This window comes from Citrobacter sp. Cy070 (assembly GCF_030332245.1).
Lineage (GTDB): Bacteria > Pseudomonadota > Gammaproteobacteria > Enterobacterales > Enterobacteriaceae > Citrobacter > Citrobacter youngae.
This window is the reverse complement of record NZ_JAOWIG010000038.1, coordinates 22,151-40,263: the sequence shown is the minus strand read 5'-3', so window position 1 is coordinate 40,263 and position 18,113 is coordinate 22,151. Positions and strand designations below refer to the sequence as shown.

The 18,113-nt window shown below is 54.2% G+C and carries 16 protein-coding genes; 3 read left to right on the top strand and 13 right to left on the bottom strand.

The window, feature by feature from the left end; all coding sequences use genetic code 11:
- Nucleotides 1-59: 59 nt before the first annotated feature.
- The 4 genes from glrR to purL all read right to left on the bottom strand — a co-directional run bounded on the left by glrR (nt 60) and on the right by purL (nt 8,044).
- The gene (glrR, locus tag OGY19_RS03100; protein WP_305764056.1) at nt 60-1,394 is read right to left on the bottom strand and encodes a two-component system response regulator GlrR; all 1,335 of its coding nucleotides are present in this window, start codon (nt 1,392-1,394) and stop codon (nt 60-62) included.
- Nucleotides 1,394-2,113 carry a two-component system QseEF-associated lipoprotein QseG gene (gene qseG / locus OGY19_RS03095; RefSeq protein WP_061068356.1) on the bottom strand — a complete coding sequence of 240 codons (720 nt, stop codon included), beginning with the start codon at nt 2,111-2,113 and terminating at the stop codon, nt 1,394-1,396. Before qseG ends, glrR begins: the two co-directional genes overlap by 1 nt.
- 22 nt (nt 2,114-2,135) lie before the next feature.
- Nucleotides 2,136-3,566 (bottom strand): two component system sensor histidine kinase QseE/GlrK, encoded by a 1,431-nt coding sequence (gene qseE / locus OGY19_RS03090; RefSeq protein WP_115602391.1) that lies wholly within the window; start codon nt 3,564-3,566, stop codon nt 2,136-2,138.
- Between the two features lie 590 nt (nt 3,567-4,156).
- The gene (gene purL / locus OGY19_RS03085; protein WP_115601649.1) at nt 4,157-8,044 is read right to left on the bottom strand and encodes a phosphoribosylformylglycinamidine synthase; all 3,888 of its coding nucleotides are present in this window, start codon (nt 8,042-8,044) and stop codon (nt 4,157-4,159) included.
- 257 nt (nt 8,045-8,301) lie between these two features.
- Here purL and mltF point away from each other — a divergent pair, with 257 nt between their 5' ends.
- A complete protein-coding gene (mltF, locus tag OGY19_RS03080; RefSeq protein WP_115601648.1) occupies nt 8,302-9,852 on the top strand; it encodes a membrane-bound lytic murein transglycosylase MltF in 1,551 nt (516 codons plus the stop codon).
- Between the two features lie 12 nt (nt 9,853-9,864).
- Here the strand turns inward: mltF and tadA are convergent, their stop codons facing one another.
- The 4 genes from tadA to murQ are packed head-to-tail and all read right to left on the bottom strand — an operon-like array spanning nt 9,865 to nt 13,325.
- Nucleotides 9,865-10,401: a tRNA adenosine(34) deaminase TadA gene (tadA, locus tag OGY19_RS03075; RefSeq protein WP_071845284.1), complete on the bottom strand. Its 537-nt coding sequence runs from the start codon at nt 10,399-10,401 to the stop codon at nt 9,865-9,867.
- A 17-nt stretch (nt 10,402-10,418) separates the two neighbouring features.
- The gene (gene yfhb, locus OGY19_RS03070) at nt 10,419-11,054 is read right to left on the bottom strand and encodes a phosphatidylglycerophosphatase C (RefSeq protein ID WP_115601647.1); all 636 of its coding nucleotides are present in this window, start codon (nt 11,052-11,054) and stop codon (nt 10,419-10,421) included.
- A 3-nt stretch (nt 11,055-11,057) separates the two neighbouring features.
- A complete protein-coding gene (locus tag OGY19_RS03065) occupies nt 11,058-12,422 on the bottom strand; it encodes a PTS transporter subunit EIIC (protein ID WP_115601646.1) in 1,365 nt (454 codons plus the stop codon).
- A 9-nt stretch (nt 12,423-12,431) separates the two neighbouring features.
- Entirely contained in the window at nt 12,432-13,325 is an 894-nt protein-coding gene (murQ, locus tag OGY19_RS03060) for an N-acetylmuramic acid 6-phosphate etherase (protein WP_061068362.1), read from the bottom strand.
- Nucleotides 13,326-13,442: 117 nt separating this feature from the next.
- Between murQ and OGY19_RS03055 the strand changes: the two genes are divergently transcribed.
- Both OGY19_RS03055 and OGY19_RS03050 read left to right on the top strand, forming a co-directional pair.
- Nucleotides 13,443-14,291: a MurR/RpiR family transcriptional regulator gene (locus tag OGY19_RS03055; RefSeq protein ID WP_048210891.1), complete on the top strand. Its 849-nt coding sequence runs from the start codon at nt 13,443-13,445 to the stop codon at nt 14,289-14,291.
- Nucleotides 14,292-14,346: 55 nt separating this feature from the next.
- Entirely contained in the window at nt 14,347-14,607 is a 261-nt protein-coding gene (locus OGY19_RS03050) for a YfhL family 4Fe-4S dicluster ferredoxin (RefSeq protein ID WP_003037590.1), read from the top strand.
- A gap of 29 nt (nt 14,608-14,636) precedes the next feature.
- Here OGY19_RS03050 and acpS read toward each other — a convergent pair whose 3' ends face one another.
- From acpS to rnc, 5 genes are read right to left on the bottom strand one after another with little or no spacing between them, the layout of a single operon-like run.
- Entirely contained in the window at nt 14,637-15,017 is a 381-nt protein-coding gene (gene acpS / locus OGY19_RS03045) for a holo-ACP synthase (protein ID WP_003037588.1), read from the bottom strand.
- Nucleotides 15,017-15,748, bottom strand: a complete 732-nt coding sequence (gene pdxJ, locus OGY19_RS03040; protein ID WP_003838383.1) for a pyridoxine 5'-phosphate synthase — start codon at nt 15,746-15,748, stop codon at nt 15,017-15,019. The genes acpS and pdxJ overlap by 1 nt, the downstream gene beginning before the upstream one ends.
- A gap of 11 nt (nt 15,749-15,759) precedes the next feature.
- Nucleotides 15,760-16,488, bottom strand: a complete 729-nt coding sequence (gene recO / locus OGY19_RS03035; protein WP_061068364.1) for a DNA repair protein RecO — start codon at nt 16,486-16,488, stop codon at nt 15,760-15,762.
- Nucleotides 16,489-16,515: 27 nt separating this feature from the next.
- Nucleotides 16,516-17,421: a GTPase Era gene (gene era / locus OGY19_RS03030; RefSeq protein ID WP_048210889.1), complete on the bottom strand. Its 906-nt coding sequence runs from the start codon at nt 17,419-17,421 to the stop codon at nt 16,516-16,518.
- Complete coding sequence (rnc, locus tag OGY19_RS03025; protein ID WP_003037579.1) at nt 17,418-18,098, bottom strand: ribonuclease III; 681 nt, start codon at nt 18,096-18,098, stop codon at nt 17,418-17,420. Before rnc ends, era begins: the two co-directional genes overlap by 4 nt.
- Between the last annotated feature and the right edge of the window lie 15 nt (nt 18,099-18,113).

Below are 18,113 nucleotides of genomic sequence, written 5' to 3'. Positions count from 1 at the left end.
CTATTCCTTGAAAAGGTCGCCTGTCTTTTGATCGAATAAAGCTAACATAATCCGCAGATTTATTCTTTGAAATCGTTTGCATCCAGCTCGTGTCGAGAAAGCAACTTATAGAATTCGGTGCGGTTTCGCCCCGCCATTCTTGCTGCGTGAGTCACATTGCCCTTGGTGATTTGCAGCAGCTTACGCAGATAGTTGAGCTCAAACTGGTTACGCGCCTCAACAAATGTCGGCAGCGCGGTGTTTTCCCCTTCCAGCGCCTGCTCCACCAGCGCGTCGCTGATCACTGGCGAAGAGGTCAACGCCACGCACTGCTCAATTACGTTGACCAACTGACGCACGTTGCCCGGCCAGCTGGCGGTCATTAACCGCTTCATGGCATCGGTTGAAAAGGCGCGTACGAACGGCTTGTGCCGTTCAGCAGACTGGCGCAGCAGATGGTTCGCCAGCAGCGGAATATCTTCCGTACGCTCGGCCAGCGCCGGGATCTTCAGACTCACCACGTTGAGGCGATAGTACAAATCCTCGCGAAATTCGCCCCGAGCCATCGCTTTGGGTAAATCGCGGTGGGTCGCAGAAACGATCCGCACATCAATGTCGATATCGCGGTTACTGCCCAACGGTCTGACTTTTCGTTCCTGCAATACGCGCAGCAGTTTCACCTGTAACGGTGCTGGCATATCGCCAATCTCATCGAGAAACAGCGTCCCGCCTTCCGCAGCCTGAAACAGCCCTTCACGATTACTCACCGCGCCGGTAAAAGCGCCGCGCGCATGGCCAAACAGTTCAGACTCCAGCAGTTGTTCCGGCAACGCGCCACAGTTAATGGCAATAAAGGGCTTGTGGCTGCGCGGGCTGGCGTTGTGAATCGCCTGGGCAAACACCTCTTTCCCGGTGCCGCTCTGACCATTGATCAATACGCTGACATCCGATTGCGCGACCATCCGCGCCTGTTCTAACAAACGCAACATTAACGGGCTACGGGTAACAATTGATTCACGCCAGCTGTCATCGGTAGCAGGCGCGGACTGTTCCAGCGCACCGTCAATCGCTTTGTAGAGCGCATCTTTATCGACCGGCTTGGTGAGAAAGCTGAAAACCCCCTGCTGCGTTGCCGCGACAGCATCAGGAATGGAGCCGTGCGCTGTCAGGATAATAACCGGCATCCCCGGCTGCACTTTCTGGATTTCAGTGAACAGCTGCATGCCGTCCATTTCATCCATGCGCAGGTCGCTAATGACCAGATCCACTTTTTCACGATTCAGTACCCGTAATCCTTCCTGCCCACTTTCTGCGGTTACGACGCTGTAACCTTCGCTGGTCAGTCGCATACCGAGCAATTTCAACAGCCCCGGATCGTCATCGACGAGCAGCAGATGCGCGGGCTTGCGGCTTATCATGGCATGGCCTCCCCATCATCGGGCGTCGTGAGTTTATCAGTACCGTGCAACGCATCGGGATTATAGCTGCCGGCAGGTTTACGGGTGGACAGTTGTCGTTCAATATCGGTCAGATTTTCCAGCTTACGGGTGGTGAGATCGAGCTGACTCTGCAAATGCTGTTGCTGCTGACGCAGCGTATCGAGATCGCTATCTGACGACTGCTGGAGCTTACTGTAACGCATGCGTTCTTCGGCAAGCTGTAACTGCAACATTTGGTTACGGAACCAGGCCTGATAAAGCGGTCGAACCTGAGTCGGAATTTGTGGACTTAACGCGTCGAGACGCGTAACGACCTCCCGCCGTTCAGGCGGGGTAATACGGGCGTTATCGAGCAGGATCCCACGCTTAAAAGCGCCCTGCCAGGTATCCGTAAGTTGGCTACTGGCTTCACTGCGCGCCTGCACTGGCATCATGCGATCGGCACAATCCATCGCCCGCAGCCAATACAACGGGTTGGTATCCGTGGACTGACCCGTTAGCGACCAGATATCCGTACATTCGGTGGCAAGGTAATCAGCGAGTTGATGCGGCGGGATTTTCTCCTGCGAAGGATCGCCGATAATGTGATTCACCGCATTTGGAACGCAGCCGACCAGCGCCAGGCATGGCAGACTTGCGAGTAAGACGCGGCGAATAAAATCTCGTTTAAGCATTCGGGCAACAACGTGTGGCATACTCACCAGACTTAGGTTCATTTTAGTGGTTTTTCGATGCAGATAGCGGCAGTTCTATGCGGAAACAAACGCTTTGCGCATGCTCATCAACCAGATACAGTTTTCCCCGCATACGGCGGATACAGTCTCTGGCGATGCTCAGCCCCAACCCGCTTCCTTTGACTGCCCCTTTTCGCTGATGGCTGCCCTGGAAAAAAGGCTCGAAGATCATCGCCTGTTCTGCTTCTGGAATCGGTGTGCCGGTATTTATGACATCAATATATACCGTTGAGCCATGCAAACTGCTGCGGATCCAAATGTTACCGGATTCAGCGCCATAGTGCACCGCATTGGAATAAAGATTGTCCAGCACGCTCATTAACAGCATGGGTTCGGCCAGACAAGCGTTCGCCGCCAGCGCAACATCAGTATGGATCATTTTGGCGCGAGCAGGCAGGCTATGTGCTGAAACCACGCTTTCCACCAGCGGCGCGATTTCTACAGTTTCAAGCTCAACCTCGTCATCCGCCAGCTTGCGGTTGTAATCAAGCAATTGCTCAATCAACTTTTGCAGATTACGGCTGCTGTCATCCAGAATCCCGACTACCTCTTTTTGCTCCGGCGTTAACGGGCCAACTACCTGATCGGCTAACAATTCGGTACCTTCGCGCATGCTCGCAAGCGGTGTTTTCAGCTCATGGGAAAGATGGCGTAAAAACTGATGCCGTTGCGACTCAAGCCAGGAGAGACGTTCACTCAACCAGATAATGCGCTGCCCCACGGACCGCAGCTCCCGGGGCCCGGTAAATAATACGCTATCACCCAGCGAGCGCCCTTCCCCCAGACGGTTAATCATCCGCTCGATGCCCTTCACCGGACCGATGATCATTCGGGTAAACAGCAGCACCATCGCCAGACTAACGAGAAACAGCACCAGCGCCTGCCAGCCAAAGAACTGACCTCGTTCAGCAATTTCTTGTTGTAACTGCTGACCACGCGAAAAGACCACGGTACGTGTGGCCTGCACCATGTCGGTATTCGCATTAGCGAAGGCTTCCAGGCGGGCTGCCGCCTGGCTGTCAGGACCACTGTTATTACACTGCAATTGGGCGAGATCGTTGAGATCCTGCCGCAACGCCTGGTAGAGCTTGTTGTCCGGCAACACGCCCGCATGCGCATCCAGCATGTCGCTATAACGTTTACGCTGGCTCTGGTAAACCTTTGCCAGCGTCGGGTCATCCAGCACACAATATTGTCGGTAGCTACGTTCCATCTCCAGCGCGGCGTTGGTCATTGCCTCACTGCGTCGGGCATCAATGAGCGTGGTTCTGTTAGTCAGCGCCGCCTGCGCGCTCAGGGCGTTCAGGCTCTGCCACGCTTGCCAGGCCAGTACGAGCAAAGGGAGCAGGATCAGCAAAAATGCCAGTGTCACCAGCTGACGTAATGATCGGGGGAAAACAGACCAGCGCTTCAAGGCGTTACTCTCAATGGACGGGAATAAGACGATGCTAACTGAGGGGAACGTCAGATACAACAAAGCCGGGATTAACCCGGCTTTGTTATGGAATAAGGCGGTGCCTAACTCGACGTTTCGCCCGAAGGTTGATATGAGCTTCGCTAATATCAGATGTTGGACGGCAGGCACCTTGTTGTGCATCATTCGAAGTTTATGTAGCACGTCCCGAAGGGGCTGACATAAGAAGGTGAATGAGCCACTGGTTAATATTATGCAGCATCTGTGCCAATATTCAAAACACTTTATTAACACAATGATAAATATAAGAAATATGAATAATTCTGTAAAAATAAGAGTTGAGTGTTTTTTGTTCATTCTGTCGCTAATCAGCAACACTCGCTGTACTTAAAAACAAAATCATTATAAATCAAATCATTAAGTGTCTCTTTTTGGCGACAAGCCAACCCTGCCAATGTCGGGATTTCCCGACACTTTAATTTTGTGGCATAAGCGCTAAGTTTATTGCCGGATGGCGGCGTAAACGCCTTATCCGGCCTGTGATATAAAAAAAGCCCCTCACGAAGAGGGGCTTGATGATTGCAGGCCAATTAACCGAGCTGTTTACGCGCGTTGCGGAAGATACGCATCCACGGGCTGTCCTCGCCCCAGTTTTCCGGGTGCCATGAGTTGCTCACGGTACGGAAAACGCGTTCCGGGTGCGGCATCATAATGGTGACGCGACCATTTTCAGTGGTCACAGCAGTAATGCCGTTCGGCGAACCGTTCGGATTAGCCGGGTAAGCCTCGGTCACCTTACCGAAGTTATCAACGTAGCGCAGTGCCACCAGCCCTTTGCTCTCCAGTCCTGCCAGATGTACATCGTCACGCACTTCTACGCGACCTTCGCCGTGAGAAACCGCGATTGGCATCTGTGACCCAACCATACCGGCAAGCAGCAGAGACGGGCTTTGTGTCACTTCGACCAGGCTGAAACGCGCTTCAAAGCGATCGGAGTGGTTACGCACAAAGCGTGGCCACAGATCGCTTCCTGGGATCAGCTCGCGCAGGTTAGACATCATCTGACAACCGTTACACACGCCGAGTGCCAGCGTTTGTGGGCGGTGGAAGAAGGTTTCGAACTCATCACGCACGCGGTTGTTGAACAAAATTGACTTCGCCCAACCTTCCCCAGCGCCGAGTACATCGCCGTAAGAGAAGCCGCCGCAGGCTACCAGCGCCTGGAAGTTACCCAGGCCGATGCGTCCGCCCAGCAGGTCGCTCATGTGTACATCGATAGCGTCAAAGCCCGCACGGTGGAAAGCTGCGGCCATCTCAACGTGGGAGTTCACACCCTGCTCGCGCAGCACGGCCACTTTCGGACGCGCACCGGTGGCGATATACGGCGCGGCAACATCTTCATTGATATCAAACGACAGTTTAACGTTGAGGCCAGGATCGGCATCGTTGGTTTTAGCGTTATGTTCCTGATCGGCGCACTCTGGATTGTCGCGCAGACGCTGCATCTGCCAGGTGGTTTCTGCCCACCACATACGCAGGGTAGTACGGCTTTCGCTGAACACCGACTGCCCATCGGCTTCGACCACGAAGCGGTCGCCCTGCACGGCTTTACCCAGATAGTGCACGCAATCGGCCAGGCCATGTTGAGCCAGCAACGCCTCAACCGCTTCACGGTCAGCGGCGCGAACCTGAATGACAGCCCCCAACTCTTCATTAAACAGCGCCGCCAGATGATCATCGCCCAGAGTGCCGATGTCTGCTTCAACGCCGCAGTGACCGGTGAAGGCCATTTCTGCCAGCGTAACCAGCAGGCCGCCGTCGGAGCGGTCGTGGTAGGCCAGCAGCTTACGCTGTGCCACCAGCGCCTGAATGGCGTCGTAGAAGCCTTTCAGCTGCTCTACGTTACGCACATCGGCAGGTTTATCGCCCAGTTGACGGTAAACCTGCGCCAGCGCCGTCGCACCCAGCGCATTGTGGCCAAGGCCAAGATCAATCAGCAGCAGCGCATTGTCTTCAGTAGACAGTTGCGGGGTAATCGTGTGGCGCACATCTTCCACGCGGGCAAAGGCGGTGATCACCAGCGACAGCGGCGAGGTCATTTCACGCTGTTCGTTGCCTTCCTGCCAGCGGGTTTTCATCGACATAGAGTCTTTGCCCACCGGAATGGTCAGGCCAAGCGCCGGACATAATTCTTCTCCAACGGCTTTTACCGCTTCGTACAGTCCGGCGTCTTCGCCAGGATGACCCGCAGCCGCCATCCAGTTGGCCGACAGTTTAATGCGTTTGATATCGCCGATCTGCGTTGCCGCAATGTTGGTCAGTGCCTCACCGACCGCCAGACGCGCAGAGGCTGAGAAGTCGAGTAATGCGACTGGCGCGCGCTCGCCGAGAGACATCGCTTCGCCGTAGTAGCTATCAAGGCTTGCAGTAGTGACCGCGCAGTTGGCGACCGGGATCTGCCATGGACCAACCATCTGATCGCGCGCCACCATACCGGTAACAGTACGGTCGCCGATAGTCACGAGGAACGTTTTCTCCGCGACAGTCGGCAGATGCAGCACACGGTTAACCGCATCTGCAATCGAGATTTCGCCACGATTCAGGGCATCGCCTTTGGCTTTCAGCGTCTGCACATCGCGGGTCATTTTCGGCGTTTTGCCCAACAACACATCGAGCGGCATGTCGATCGGCTGATTGTCGAAGTGGCTATCGCTCAGAGTCAGATGCTGTTCTTCGGTGGCTTCACCGATCACCGCATACGGCGCGCGCTCACGCTTACACAGTTCGTCAAACAGCGGCAATTGATCGGCGGCAACCGCCAGCACATAGCGCTCCTGGGATTCGTTACACCAGATTTCCAGCGGGCTCATACCCGGCTCGTCGCTGAGGATGTCACGCAGCTGGAACTTACCGCCGCGGCCGCCATCGCTGACCAGCTCCGGCATGGCGTTAGACAGGCCGCCCGCACCAACGTCATGGATAAACAGAATCGGGTTGGCATCGCCCATCTGCCAGCAACGGTCGATAACTTCCTGGCAGCGACGTTCCATTTCCGGGTTGTCGCGCTGTACAGAAGCGAAATCAAGATCGGCATCAGACTGACCGGAAGCCATGGATGATGCAGCCCCACCGCCAAGACCGATGTTCATCGCCGGACCGCCGAGGACGATAAGCTTGGCGCCAACGACGATCTCGCCTTTCTGTACGTGATCGGCACGGATATTGCCGATCCCACCTGCCAGCATGATCGGTTTATGGTAACCGCGCAGCTCTTCGCCGTTATGGCTGTTAACCTTTTCTTCATAGGTACGGAAGTAGCCCGTCAGCGCAGGACGACCAAATTCGTTGTTAAACGCAGCACCACCCAGCGGGCCTTCGGTCATGATATCCAGTGCGGTGACAATACGATCCGGCTTACCAAAATCTTCTTCCCACGGCTGTTCAAAGCCAGGAATACGCAGGTTGGAGACGGAGAAGCCTACCAGCCCGGCTTTCGGTTTTGCACCACGACCGGTTGCACCCTCATCGCGAATTTCACCGCCAGAGCCGGTTGCCGCGCCTGGCCACGGAGAGATAGCCGTCGGGTGGTTATGAGTTTCTACCTTCATCAGGATGTGGGCTGGTTCCTGATGGAAATCGTAGCGGCCGGTTTTATGGTCGGCAAAATAGCGGCCCACTTCAGAACCTTCCATTACCGCGGCGTTGTCTTTATAGGCAGACAGCACGTGGTCCGGCGTGGTTTCGAAGGTATTCTTGATCATCTTGAACAGCGACTTAGGCTGTTGTTTACCATCGATAACCCAGTCGGCGTTAAAAATCTTGTGGCGGCAGTGCTCGGAGTTAGCCTGCGCGAACATGTACAGTTCAATGTCGTTCGGGTTGCGTCCCAGTTTGGTGAACGCATCCTGCAGATAGTCGATTTCGTCTTCCGCCAGCGCCAGGCCCAGACGCAGGTTAGCGTCGATCAGCGCCTGGCGTCCCTCACCAAGCAGATCAACGCTGGAAACCGGCGCAGGCTGGTGATGAACAAACAGTTTTTCAGCATCGCTCAGCGCAGAGAAAACCGTTTCCATCATGCGGTCGTGCAAAATATCGGCAACCGTCAGCCACTGCTCAGCGGTCAACGTGGAGGCCTCAACATACCAGGCAATGCCACGTTCCAGGCGGCTAATCTGTTGCAGGCCGCAGTTATGGGCAATATCAGTCGCTTTAGAAGACCACGGGGAAATGGTACCCGGGCGAGGCGTGACCAGCAGCAGTTTGCCTTCAGGGGCGTGGCTGTGAAGAGCAGGACCATATTTCAGCAGACGTGCAAGTTGCGCGCGCTCATCCTCATTCAATGGTGCATTCAGATCGGCAAAATGGACGTACTCGGCGTAAATATTGTGGACCTGGAGGTTGGCAGCCTGAAAACGTGCCAGCAGTTTGTTAATACGGAATGCAGACAGTGCAGGTGAACCACGCAGAATTTCCATCATAAGTCTCTCGTCTTCTAAGCTTTCGGTGTGCCCAAGTGGGGGAAACGGGCGTCATTATAAAGAATCTGGCGCGCCGACGAAACCGTTTGCGTCGAAATAAAATCACGGCCTCTTCTTATCATCAAATGCGGTCTGGTTTCTGAATAAGTTGCCAACTGGCGCAAGTTTAAGCAAAATGCCGCTCATTAATGACGACTTCACTTCTTAATCAATACCACAGCACGCAGAGACAACGTACGGTTCAGAGAATTAACTAATTGAAAAAATTAAAGATTAATTATCTGTTCATCGGTATTTTGACGCTGTTGTTGGCAGCGGCCCTCTGGCCATCTATCCCCTGGTTCGGTAAAGCCGACAATCGTATCGCCGCCATTCAGTCGCGGGGAGAGCTGCGCGTCAGTACCATCGACTCACCGCTCACTTACGCCGCGCTTAATGGGAAAAAGTTTGGCCTGGATTACGAACTGACCAAAGCCTTCGCCAACTACCTGGGTGTGAAGCTGAAAATCACCGTACGCCAGAACATCAGCCAGCTTTTTGACGACCTGGATAACGGCAATGCCGACCTGTTAGCCGCTGGTCTGGTGTATAACAGCGAGCGCGTTAAAAATTATCAGCCGGGTCCGACCTACTATTCCGTATCGCAACAACTGGTGTATCGGGTTGGGCAATACCGCCCGCGTACGCTTGCCACCGTGAACGAAAACCAACTGACTATCGCCCCGGGGCATGTGGTGGTTAACGACCTCCAGCAGCTAAAAGAAAAAAAATACCCGGACCTGAGCTGGAAAGTTGATGAGAAAAAGGGCACCACTGAACTGCTTGATGATGTCATCGCCGGTAAGCTGGATTACACCATTGCCGATTCCGTTGCCATCAGCTTATATCAGCGCGTTCATCCTGAGCTGGCCGTGGCTCTGGACGTCTCTGACGAACAGCCGGTGACCTGGTTCAGTCGTCTGGACGATGACAATACGCTGTCTGCTGCCCTGCTGGATTTCTTCAATACCATGAATGAAGACGGCTCGCTTGCGCGACTGGAAGAAAAGTACCTTGGGCATGGCGATGATTTTGACTATGTTGATACCCGCACCTTTTTGCGCGCCGTAGACAGCGTGTTGCCGGACCTCAAGCCGCTTTTTGAGAAGTATGCGCAGGAGATAGACTGGCGACTGCTCGCCGCAATATCCTATCAGGAGTCACACTGGGACGCGCAGGCGACTTCCCCGACCGGTGTACGCGGGCTGATGATGCTGACCAAAAATACCGCCCAGAGTCTCGGGCTAACTGACCGTACCGATGCCGAGCAGAGCATCAGCGGCGGCGCGCGGTATTTGCAGGACATGATGAGCAAAGTGCCGGATACCGTCCCCGAAGGGGAACGTATCTGGTTTGCGCTTGCCGCCTACAACATGGGTTATGCGCACATGCTTGATGCGCGGGCGCTAACGGTGAAAACCAAAGGCAACCCGAACAGTTGGTCCGACGTAAAACAGCGGCTACCGCTGCTCAGCCAAAAGCCGTATTACAACAAGCTGACCTATGGCTATGCGCGTGGCCACGAAGCTTACGCCTATGTGGAAAATATCCGTAAGTACCAGATTAGCCTGGTGGGGTATCTGCAGGAGAAAGAAAAACAGGCGCAGGAAACGCAGCAACTGGCTCAGGATTACCCGGCGGTGTCGCCGGCTGAGCTGTTGGGTAAAGATAAATTTCCGCTTTCAGCCTTTCTGACTCAGACGTCGTCAAACTACCTGTCGCACTCCCCTTCCCTGCTATTTTCGGCACAGAAGAAAGAGGACCAGTAGTCTGATTGGTATTTACTGATTAGCGGATTTTTTCAGGGCCTTGATTTCCTGCCGACGCATGCGAAAGAAATCACTGAGCAACGTGGCACATTCATCCCGCAGTACCCCCTCTGTCACTTCAACCCGATGATTCATCCCGGGGTGATGCAGCACATCCATTAATGACCCGGCAGCGCCCGTTTTCGCATCGCGTGCACCAAAAACGACCCGACCGATACGGCTGTGCACCATCGCGCCTGCGCACATCACGCACGGCTCCAGAGTGACGTACAGCGTGGCATCTAACAGACGGTAGTTTTGCAGCACCAGGCCGCCCTGACGCAGCGCCATAATCTCAGCGTGGGCAGTCGGATCATGATGACCTATCGGGCGGTTCCAGCCTTCGCCAATCACTCGGTTGTTATGTACCAATACCGCACCCACCGGGACTTCACGCTCATCCCAGGCGCGCTTAGCCAACGTTAAAGCATGACGCATCCAGTATTCGTGGCTAAATTCAACATCTGACAAAGGGGTAACTCCAGTAATCAAAGCGGGCGCATTATACACAGACGCTATCGTTTACTCTATTCGAGTTGTTGCAGCTCTCCGCGCGGCGTGACGCGCCAGCGATGCTGGCAAAAAGAGAGTAACGGATTATCCTGCTTACTGTCGCTGTAGCCGCTGTAAAGCTGTAGCGGTGCGCCAATCTGCCGCTCCAGTTGAGTGACTTTCTCATGACCCAGGCAGCGCAGAGTCAGCACCCAGCCGCCGTATCCCCGCGCCATTTTGCTGGCGATCAGATTGACTCGCGGTAGCCACGGAGTATCAAAGTAAACCTGCTCGACCAACGACTGTGGAGAGCCGGTGATAAGCCAGATGTCAGCATCAGAGCTTAACAGGTAGGTTGTCAGGCGCTGCTGAACGAGCGGAAACGCCGTCACGTTACTGCGAAACCAGCGCACAAAGTCGGCCTGATGCGCTTTCAGACGCGCTTCGCTGCGGCCAAAAGTGCATCCCCATAACAGCAGGCTCATTGGCCAACGGGCGGCCCGCCCTTGTATCAGCAACGCCAGCGCAATCACCGGTAACAGAGGCAGCACCAGCAACGCGTTCAGCGGCTGGCGACGCAGCAGATAACGTATAAAACTCCCGAACATATCCTGCTGGTGTAACGTGCCATCCAAATCAAAAAAAACAACGCGACGCTGGTGACTGGTCAAACCTTATTCCTCTGGATCAGTGAATCCCAATAGCCAGGTAAACAGGAACCCGGCGATAACTGCTACCAGATAGCCTAACAGATAGAACATCACTTTTCCGGCAACAATCGTCAGTGCCAGCGGTAATCCGGAGATGCCAAATGTAATGACCGTCGCCACCTTCCAGTAGCTGATCAGCGCCCCACCGACTGCACCACCGAGACAGGCACCGATAAACGGCTTGCCTAATGGCAACGTCACCCCAAAAATCAGCGGTTCACCAATGCCCAGCAATCCAACCGGCAGCGCGCTTTTAATCACTTTTTTCAGCCGTGCGTTACGGGTTTTCATCAGTACCGCAATAGCCGCACCGATTTGCCCCACTCCTGCCATCGCCAGAATAGGAAAGAGCGCGTTATAACCATGCGCCTGTACCAGTTCAACGTGGATCGGCACCAACCCCTGATGAAGTCCGGTGAGCACCAACGGCAGGAAAGTCCCAGCCAGCACGGCTCCCACCAGGAAACCGCCGCGATCGATAGCCCAGGATGCGCCGTGAGCAATCGATTCAGAAATCCAGCCGCCAAGCGGTTGCAGCGCCACAATGGCGATTGTCCCGGTAATAAGGGTGGTCAGCAGTGGATTGAGGATCAGTTCGAGAGACTCCGGCAGCACTTCGCGGAATTTGCGTTCGATCCAGCACATCAACGCCACCACCAGCAGCACTGCGATCACTCCACCGCGTCCCGGCTGCAATGCCTCGCCAAACAAGGTAATTTGCGCCAGTTGCGGGCTGGAGAGAATACCGGCCATCACCCCGCCCATCGCCAGCGAACCGCCAAATACTTTGGCGGTATTCACTCCGACCAGAATATTCATGATGGCAAACACGGCGCTGCCAAATATTCCCATCAGCCCAAGCATATTTGGATAGTGGGTCGCAAAATCCCCAACGATATCCGGTCGCTTAAGGATGTTAATGATGCCGGTAATCAAACCGGAGGCGATAAACGCCGGAATAAGCGGGATAAAAACGTTAGCCAGCTTGCGTAGCGCGTCACTCATCGGCGCTTTGTACTTCGCTTTGGCCTCTGATTTTGTTCGCTCAATATCCCCCACATTGGAACGTTCGCCGCCATCGGCAATCAGGGAACGCATGGCATCGACCACTTTCGCGGCTTTGCCGGGGCCGACAATGATCTGGTGCTGCGCCCCTTGCTTCACGTAGCCGCTAACGCCCGGCAGTTGCTTGAGTCGGGAAATATCGAGCTGAGCGTCATCCTGTACTTCCACTCTGACGCGGGTCATACAGTTTTCCAGGCGCAGAATATTTTTCTCTCCGCCCACGCCCAGCAGGATATCGCTGGCCAGCACCGCCGTCTTATCCATATACACCTCTTAGTGTTCTAACGCCGCGCGTAAAAAACCCTGGTGAGCGGCAAGCTTTTCGCGGGCTGCAGCGGCATCGAGCCCCGTGAGAGCCATCAGAATGGCGGGCTTAACATCAAAATCGGTCTGTTTCAGCAGAGCTTGCGCCTGGTCATACGCAATACCGGTAGCTTCCACGACCATGCGACAAGCCCGGTCTACCAGCTTAACGTTGGTCGCTTTCATATCCACCATCAGGTTCTGATACACCTTGCCAAACTTCACCATTGCGCCGGTAGAAATCATATTGAGTACCAGTTTTTGCGCAGTACCGGACTTCAGTCGCGTTGACCCTGTCAGAGCCTCCGGGCCAACAACCGGTGATATGGCGATGTCCGCTTCACGCGCGATGGGGGAATCCGGATTACAGGAAATCGCCACCGTGGTGCAGCCAACGGAACGGGCATATTGCAAGCCGCCAATCACATACGGTGTACGCCCGGATGCAGCCAGACCCACCACCACATCCTGAGCCGTAAGGTTGAGCGAACGAAGATCATCTTCACCCAGCTGCGGGTTATCTTCTGCACCTTCAACGGCCTTCAGCAATGCGCCCGGCCCACCAGCAATCAGGCCAACAACCCGTCCATGCGGTACACCAAAAGTCGGTGGGCACTCAGACGCATCCAGTACGCCAAGACGCCCACTGGTCCCCGCCCCCATGTAGATAATCCGTCCACCCGCTTTTAACGCGTCAGCCGCTGCATCGACCGCAAGCGCAACTTCAGTCAGCGTTGCTTTTACAGCAACGGCTACCAGCGTATCCTGTTGATTAAAACGATGAACCAACTCAAGTGTGGATAACGCATCAAGATCCATGGTCTGAGGATTGCGGCTTTCTGACACTAACGCACCGAGATTCATTTTTTGTTCCTTAGGAATTTTTAATTCATAGTAATCCGTTATAATGGAATATAATATTCACCCAGGCGAGTGAAATTTTGTTTTGTAATCGCCATCACGTTTTCGCCAGGAGACAGCATGAACTGTTTGATTCGCATTCGTCAGCGTTACCCGGACCTCGCGCAAAGCGATAAAAAGCTTGCGGATTACCTCCTCGCACAGCCGGATACTGCGCGTCATCTCAGTTCACAGCAACTCGCCTTTGAAGCGGGCGTCAGCCAGTCCAGCGTGGTGAAGTTCGCGCAAAAGATGGGTTTCAAAGGATTTCCTGCACTCAAACTGGCGATCAGTGAAGCACTGGCCAGTAATCCCAATCCCCACTCTATCCCAGTGCATAATCAGATTCGCGGCGACGACCCTATGCGTCTGGTGGGTGAAAAACTGATTCAGGAGAACGTGGCGGCCATGCACGCCACACTGGATATCAACAGCGAAGAAAAGCTGATGGAAAGCGTCGCCTTGTTACGCTCCGCCCGACGCATTGTCCTGACCGGAATTGGCGCATCGGGGTTGGTAGCACAGAATTTTGCCTGGAAACTGTTGAAAATAGGTTTTAACGCGGTAGTGGAGCGCGATATGCACGCCCTGCTGGCAACGGTACAGGCGCTTTCGCCGGGCGATCTCCTGTTGGCCATTTCGTATACCGGAGAGCGCCGCGAGCTCAACCTGGCTGCGGATGAAACGTTGCGCACCGGCGCGAAAATCCTTGCCATCACCGGATTTACACCCAATGCCCTGCAACAGCGAGCAAGCCATTGCCTGTATACGATTGCCGAAGAACAAGCGACACGCAGCGCGGCAATTTCATCGACGCACGCGCAGATGATGCTCACGGATTTACTGTTTATGGCGCTGGTTCAGCAAGATTTAGAACATGCTCCGGAACGCATTCGCCACAGCGAAGCACTGGTAAAAAAACTGGTCTGAGCAAAGAATGCGCGTATAATGCCCGCCCGATTTGTGATGTTTTGAGAGTTTCCTGATGGCCCTGTTAATCACTAAAAAGTGTATCAATTGCGATATGTGCGAACCCGAATGCCCGAATGAGGCAATTTCGATGGGTGACAGCATTTACGAGATTAACAGCGACAAATGTACGGAATGCGTAGGCCATTACGACACGCCAACCTGCCAGAAGGTGTGCCCGATCCCCAATACTATTTTGAAAGATCCGGCACATGTCGAAACGGAAGAGCAATTGTGGGATAAGTTTGTGCTGATGCACCACGCCGATAAACTTTAACCGCGTCGCCATCCGGCAACGTGCAGAATCTAACTCTCGATAATCACCGTGGCGCAGGCGTAGTGACGCTCATCGGCCAGCGTCACATGCATATGCGCGACACCCAGTTTTTCCGCCAGTTTTAACGCCTCCCCCCATAACCGCAGACGCGGCTTACCGAGTTCATCGTTGAAGACTTCAAACTGATTAAACGCCAGCCCATTGCGAATACCCGTCCCAAAGGCTTTTGCTGCCGCCTCTTTGACCGCAAAGCGCTTTGCCAGAAAACGCACCGGCTGCTGATGCGTCTCCCAGATTGCCCATTCGTTGTCACTGAGCACGCGTCTTGCCAGACGGTCACCGGAACGGGAGATCACCGCTTCAATGCGGGCAATCTCCACGATATCCGTGCCTAATCCCAGAATAGCCATTAGCCACGCGCTTCCAGCATCAGGCGTTTCATTTCCACCACGGCGTCTTTCAGACCGCTCATCACCGCGCGTCCGATAATGGCATGGCCAATATTCAGCTCGTGCATTTCCGGGATCCGCGCAATGGCTTTAACGTTGTGATACGTCAGGCCATGACCGGCATTCACCTTCAGGCCGAGGCTGGCAGCAAAAGTCGCCGCTTTAGCAATACGCGCCAGTTCACTGGCCTGTTCCGCATCGGTTTTCGCATCAGCGTAACAGCCGGTGTGAATTTCAATAAATGGCGCGCCAACTTCCGCAGCAGCCTTAATCTGTTCTTCATCGGCATCGATAAACAACGAGACCAGAATTCCGGCATCAGCCAGTCGCTTGCAGGCATCGCGCATCTTGTCACGCTGGCCGGCGACGTCCAGACCACCTTCAGTAGTCACTTCCTGACGTTTTTCCGGCACCAGACAGCAAAAATGCGGCTTCGTCTCGACGGCGATTGCCAGCATCTCTTCGGTGACTGCCATTTCCAGATTCATGCGCGTATCCAGCGTCTGGCGCAAAATACGCACGTCACGGTCGGTGATATGGCGGCGGTCTTCACGCAGGTGTACGGTAATACCGTCCGCGCCCGCCTGCTCAACGATAAACGCCGCCTGAACCGGATCCGGGTATGCGGTGCCGCGTGCATTACGTAACGTGGCAATGTGGTCAATATTGACGCCTAACAGTAATTCAGCCATGACAATCCTCGTTAATCATTATTTGTTTTTACCGCGCGTTTTGGCATAAATTGCCGGAACAGTTCCCGGCTTTTTAACGGCTTACCACCAAGATACGGCTTTAACGCCATGCGGGTAAAGCGTTTCGCGGCGCGTAACGTATCGACATCGGGAAATTCACGTGACTCAAGCGCTTTGAGATGGCGTCCGGTAAAAGTGGAATTATCGATCACTACGCTGGCGATAAACCCTTTTTCTTCCCGGTAACGATAGGTCATGGTGTCGTCTACCGGCTCGCCGCTGCCCGCACAATGGGTAAAATCGACGCCGTACCCCAGATGTCCAAGTAAGGCCAGCTCAAAGCGACGCAGCGCAGGCTCTGGCGAACCCGTCGCACCAGCCAGCGCCTGGATACAATTCAGATAATCGAAAAAGAGTTCAGAAAAACGGGTCTCGTACTCGAGTACGCGGGAGATAAGTTCGTTGATATACAAGCCGCTGTACAGCGTGATACCGCTAAGAGGGAGTGCCAGAGAAACGGCTTCAGCGCTACGCAGGGTTTTAACCTCACCGCGGCCGCCAAAGCGAAGCAACAACGGGGTAAAAGGCTGGAGCGCGCCTTTGAGATTAGAACGTTTAGAACGTGCGCCTTTAGCCACCAGGCGCACGCGACCCGACTCTTCCGTGAAGACGTCCAGCACGAGACTGGTTTCGCTCCAGGGGCGACTATGCAAGACAAAGGCTCGTTGCCATCCTTCCATATACTCGCCGTGTTTCAGAAGATGGGTTTAGACGTCGTCGCCGTAACCGAGGCTACGCAGCGCGCGTTCGTCATCGGCCCAGCCGGATTTCACTTTCACCCACAGTTCGAGGTGAACCGGCGCTTCGAACATCTCCTGCATGTCTTTACGCGCTTCGATGCCGATGGTTTTAATTTTGGCTCCTTTGTTGCCAATAACCATCTTTTTCTGCCCTTCACGTTCCACGAGGATCAGACCGTTAATATCGTAACCACCGCGCTCATTGGAGATAAACCGCTCAATTTCCACGGTAACGGAGTACGGCAATTCAGCACCCAGAAAACGCATCAGCTTTTCACGGATGATTTCAGAGGCCATAAAGCGCTGAGAACGGTCGGTGATGTAATCTTCCGGGAAGTGATGAATAGCTTCCGGCAAATGCTTACGCACGATGCCCGCAACGGTATCGACATTCAAGCCGGTTTCGGCAGAAATCGGGACGATATCAAGGAAGTTCATCTGGCTTGCCAGGAACTGCAGGTGCGGCAGCAGATCGGCTTTTTCCTGAACGTTGTCTACTTTGTTCACAGCCAGAATAACCGGGGCTTTACCATCACGCAGCTTGTTGAGCACCATTTCGTCGTCCGGCGTCCAGCGGGTGCCTTCCACAACGAAAATAACCAGTTCAACATCACCGATCGAGCTGCTCGCCGCTTTGTTCATCAGGCGGTTGATGGCACGTTTTTCTTCCATATGCAGGCCCGGGGTATCAACATAAATCGCCTGATACGCGCCTTCGGTATGGATGCCAACAATACGGTGACGTGTTGTCTGAGCCTTACGTGAGGTAATGGAAATCTTCTGCCCAAGCAGATTATTCAACAGGGTGGATTTGCCGACGTTCGGGCGACCGACGATGGCAATAAATCCGCAATAGGTTTTGTCGATGCTCATTCCAGCTCCAGTTTTTTTAACGCCTGTTCGGCGGCAGCCTGCTCAGCCTTACGACGGCTCGAACCTGTGCCAACCACCGGTTCACTCAGGCCGCTAACCTGGCAGTGGATAGTAAATTCTTGATCATGCGCTTCACCACGAACCTGCACCACCAGATAAGACGGCAGCGGCAGGTGGCGACCCTGCAAATACTCCTGCAGGCGCGTTTTCGGATCTTTTTGTTTATCGCCTGGGCTAATTTCGTCCAGACGCGTTTGATACCAGTTCAGGATCAGCTGTTCAACGGTTTGAATATCGCTGTCGAGGAAGACGCCGCCGATCAACGCTTCGACGGTATCGGCCAGAATTGATTCGCGACGAAAACCGCCGCTTTTCAGCTCGCCCGGTCCCAGGCGTAAACATTCACCGAGGTCAAATTCACGGGCTAATTCAGCCAGCGTATTTCCACGCACCAGCGTGGCGCGCATGCGGCTCATGTCACCTTCGTCCACTCGAGGGAAACGGTGATACAGCGCATTCGCAATAACAAAGCTCAAAATAGAGTCGCCTAAAAATTCTAAACGCTCGTTATGTTTGCTGCTGGCACTACGGTGAGTTAATGCCTGCTGCAACAGCTCCTGATGATTAAAAGTGTAGCCCAGCTTCCGTTGAAGCCGATTAATTACGATGGGATTCATGCGATACCAATAAAT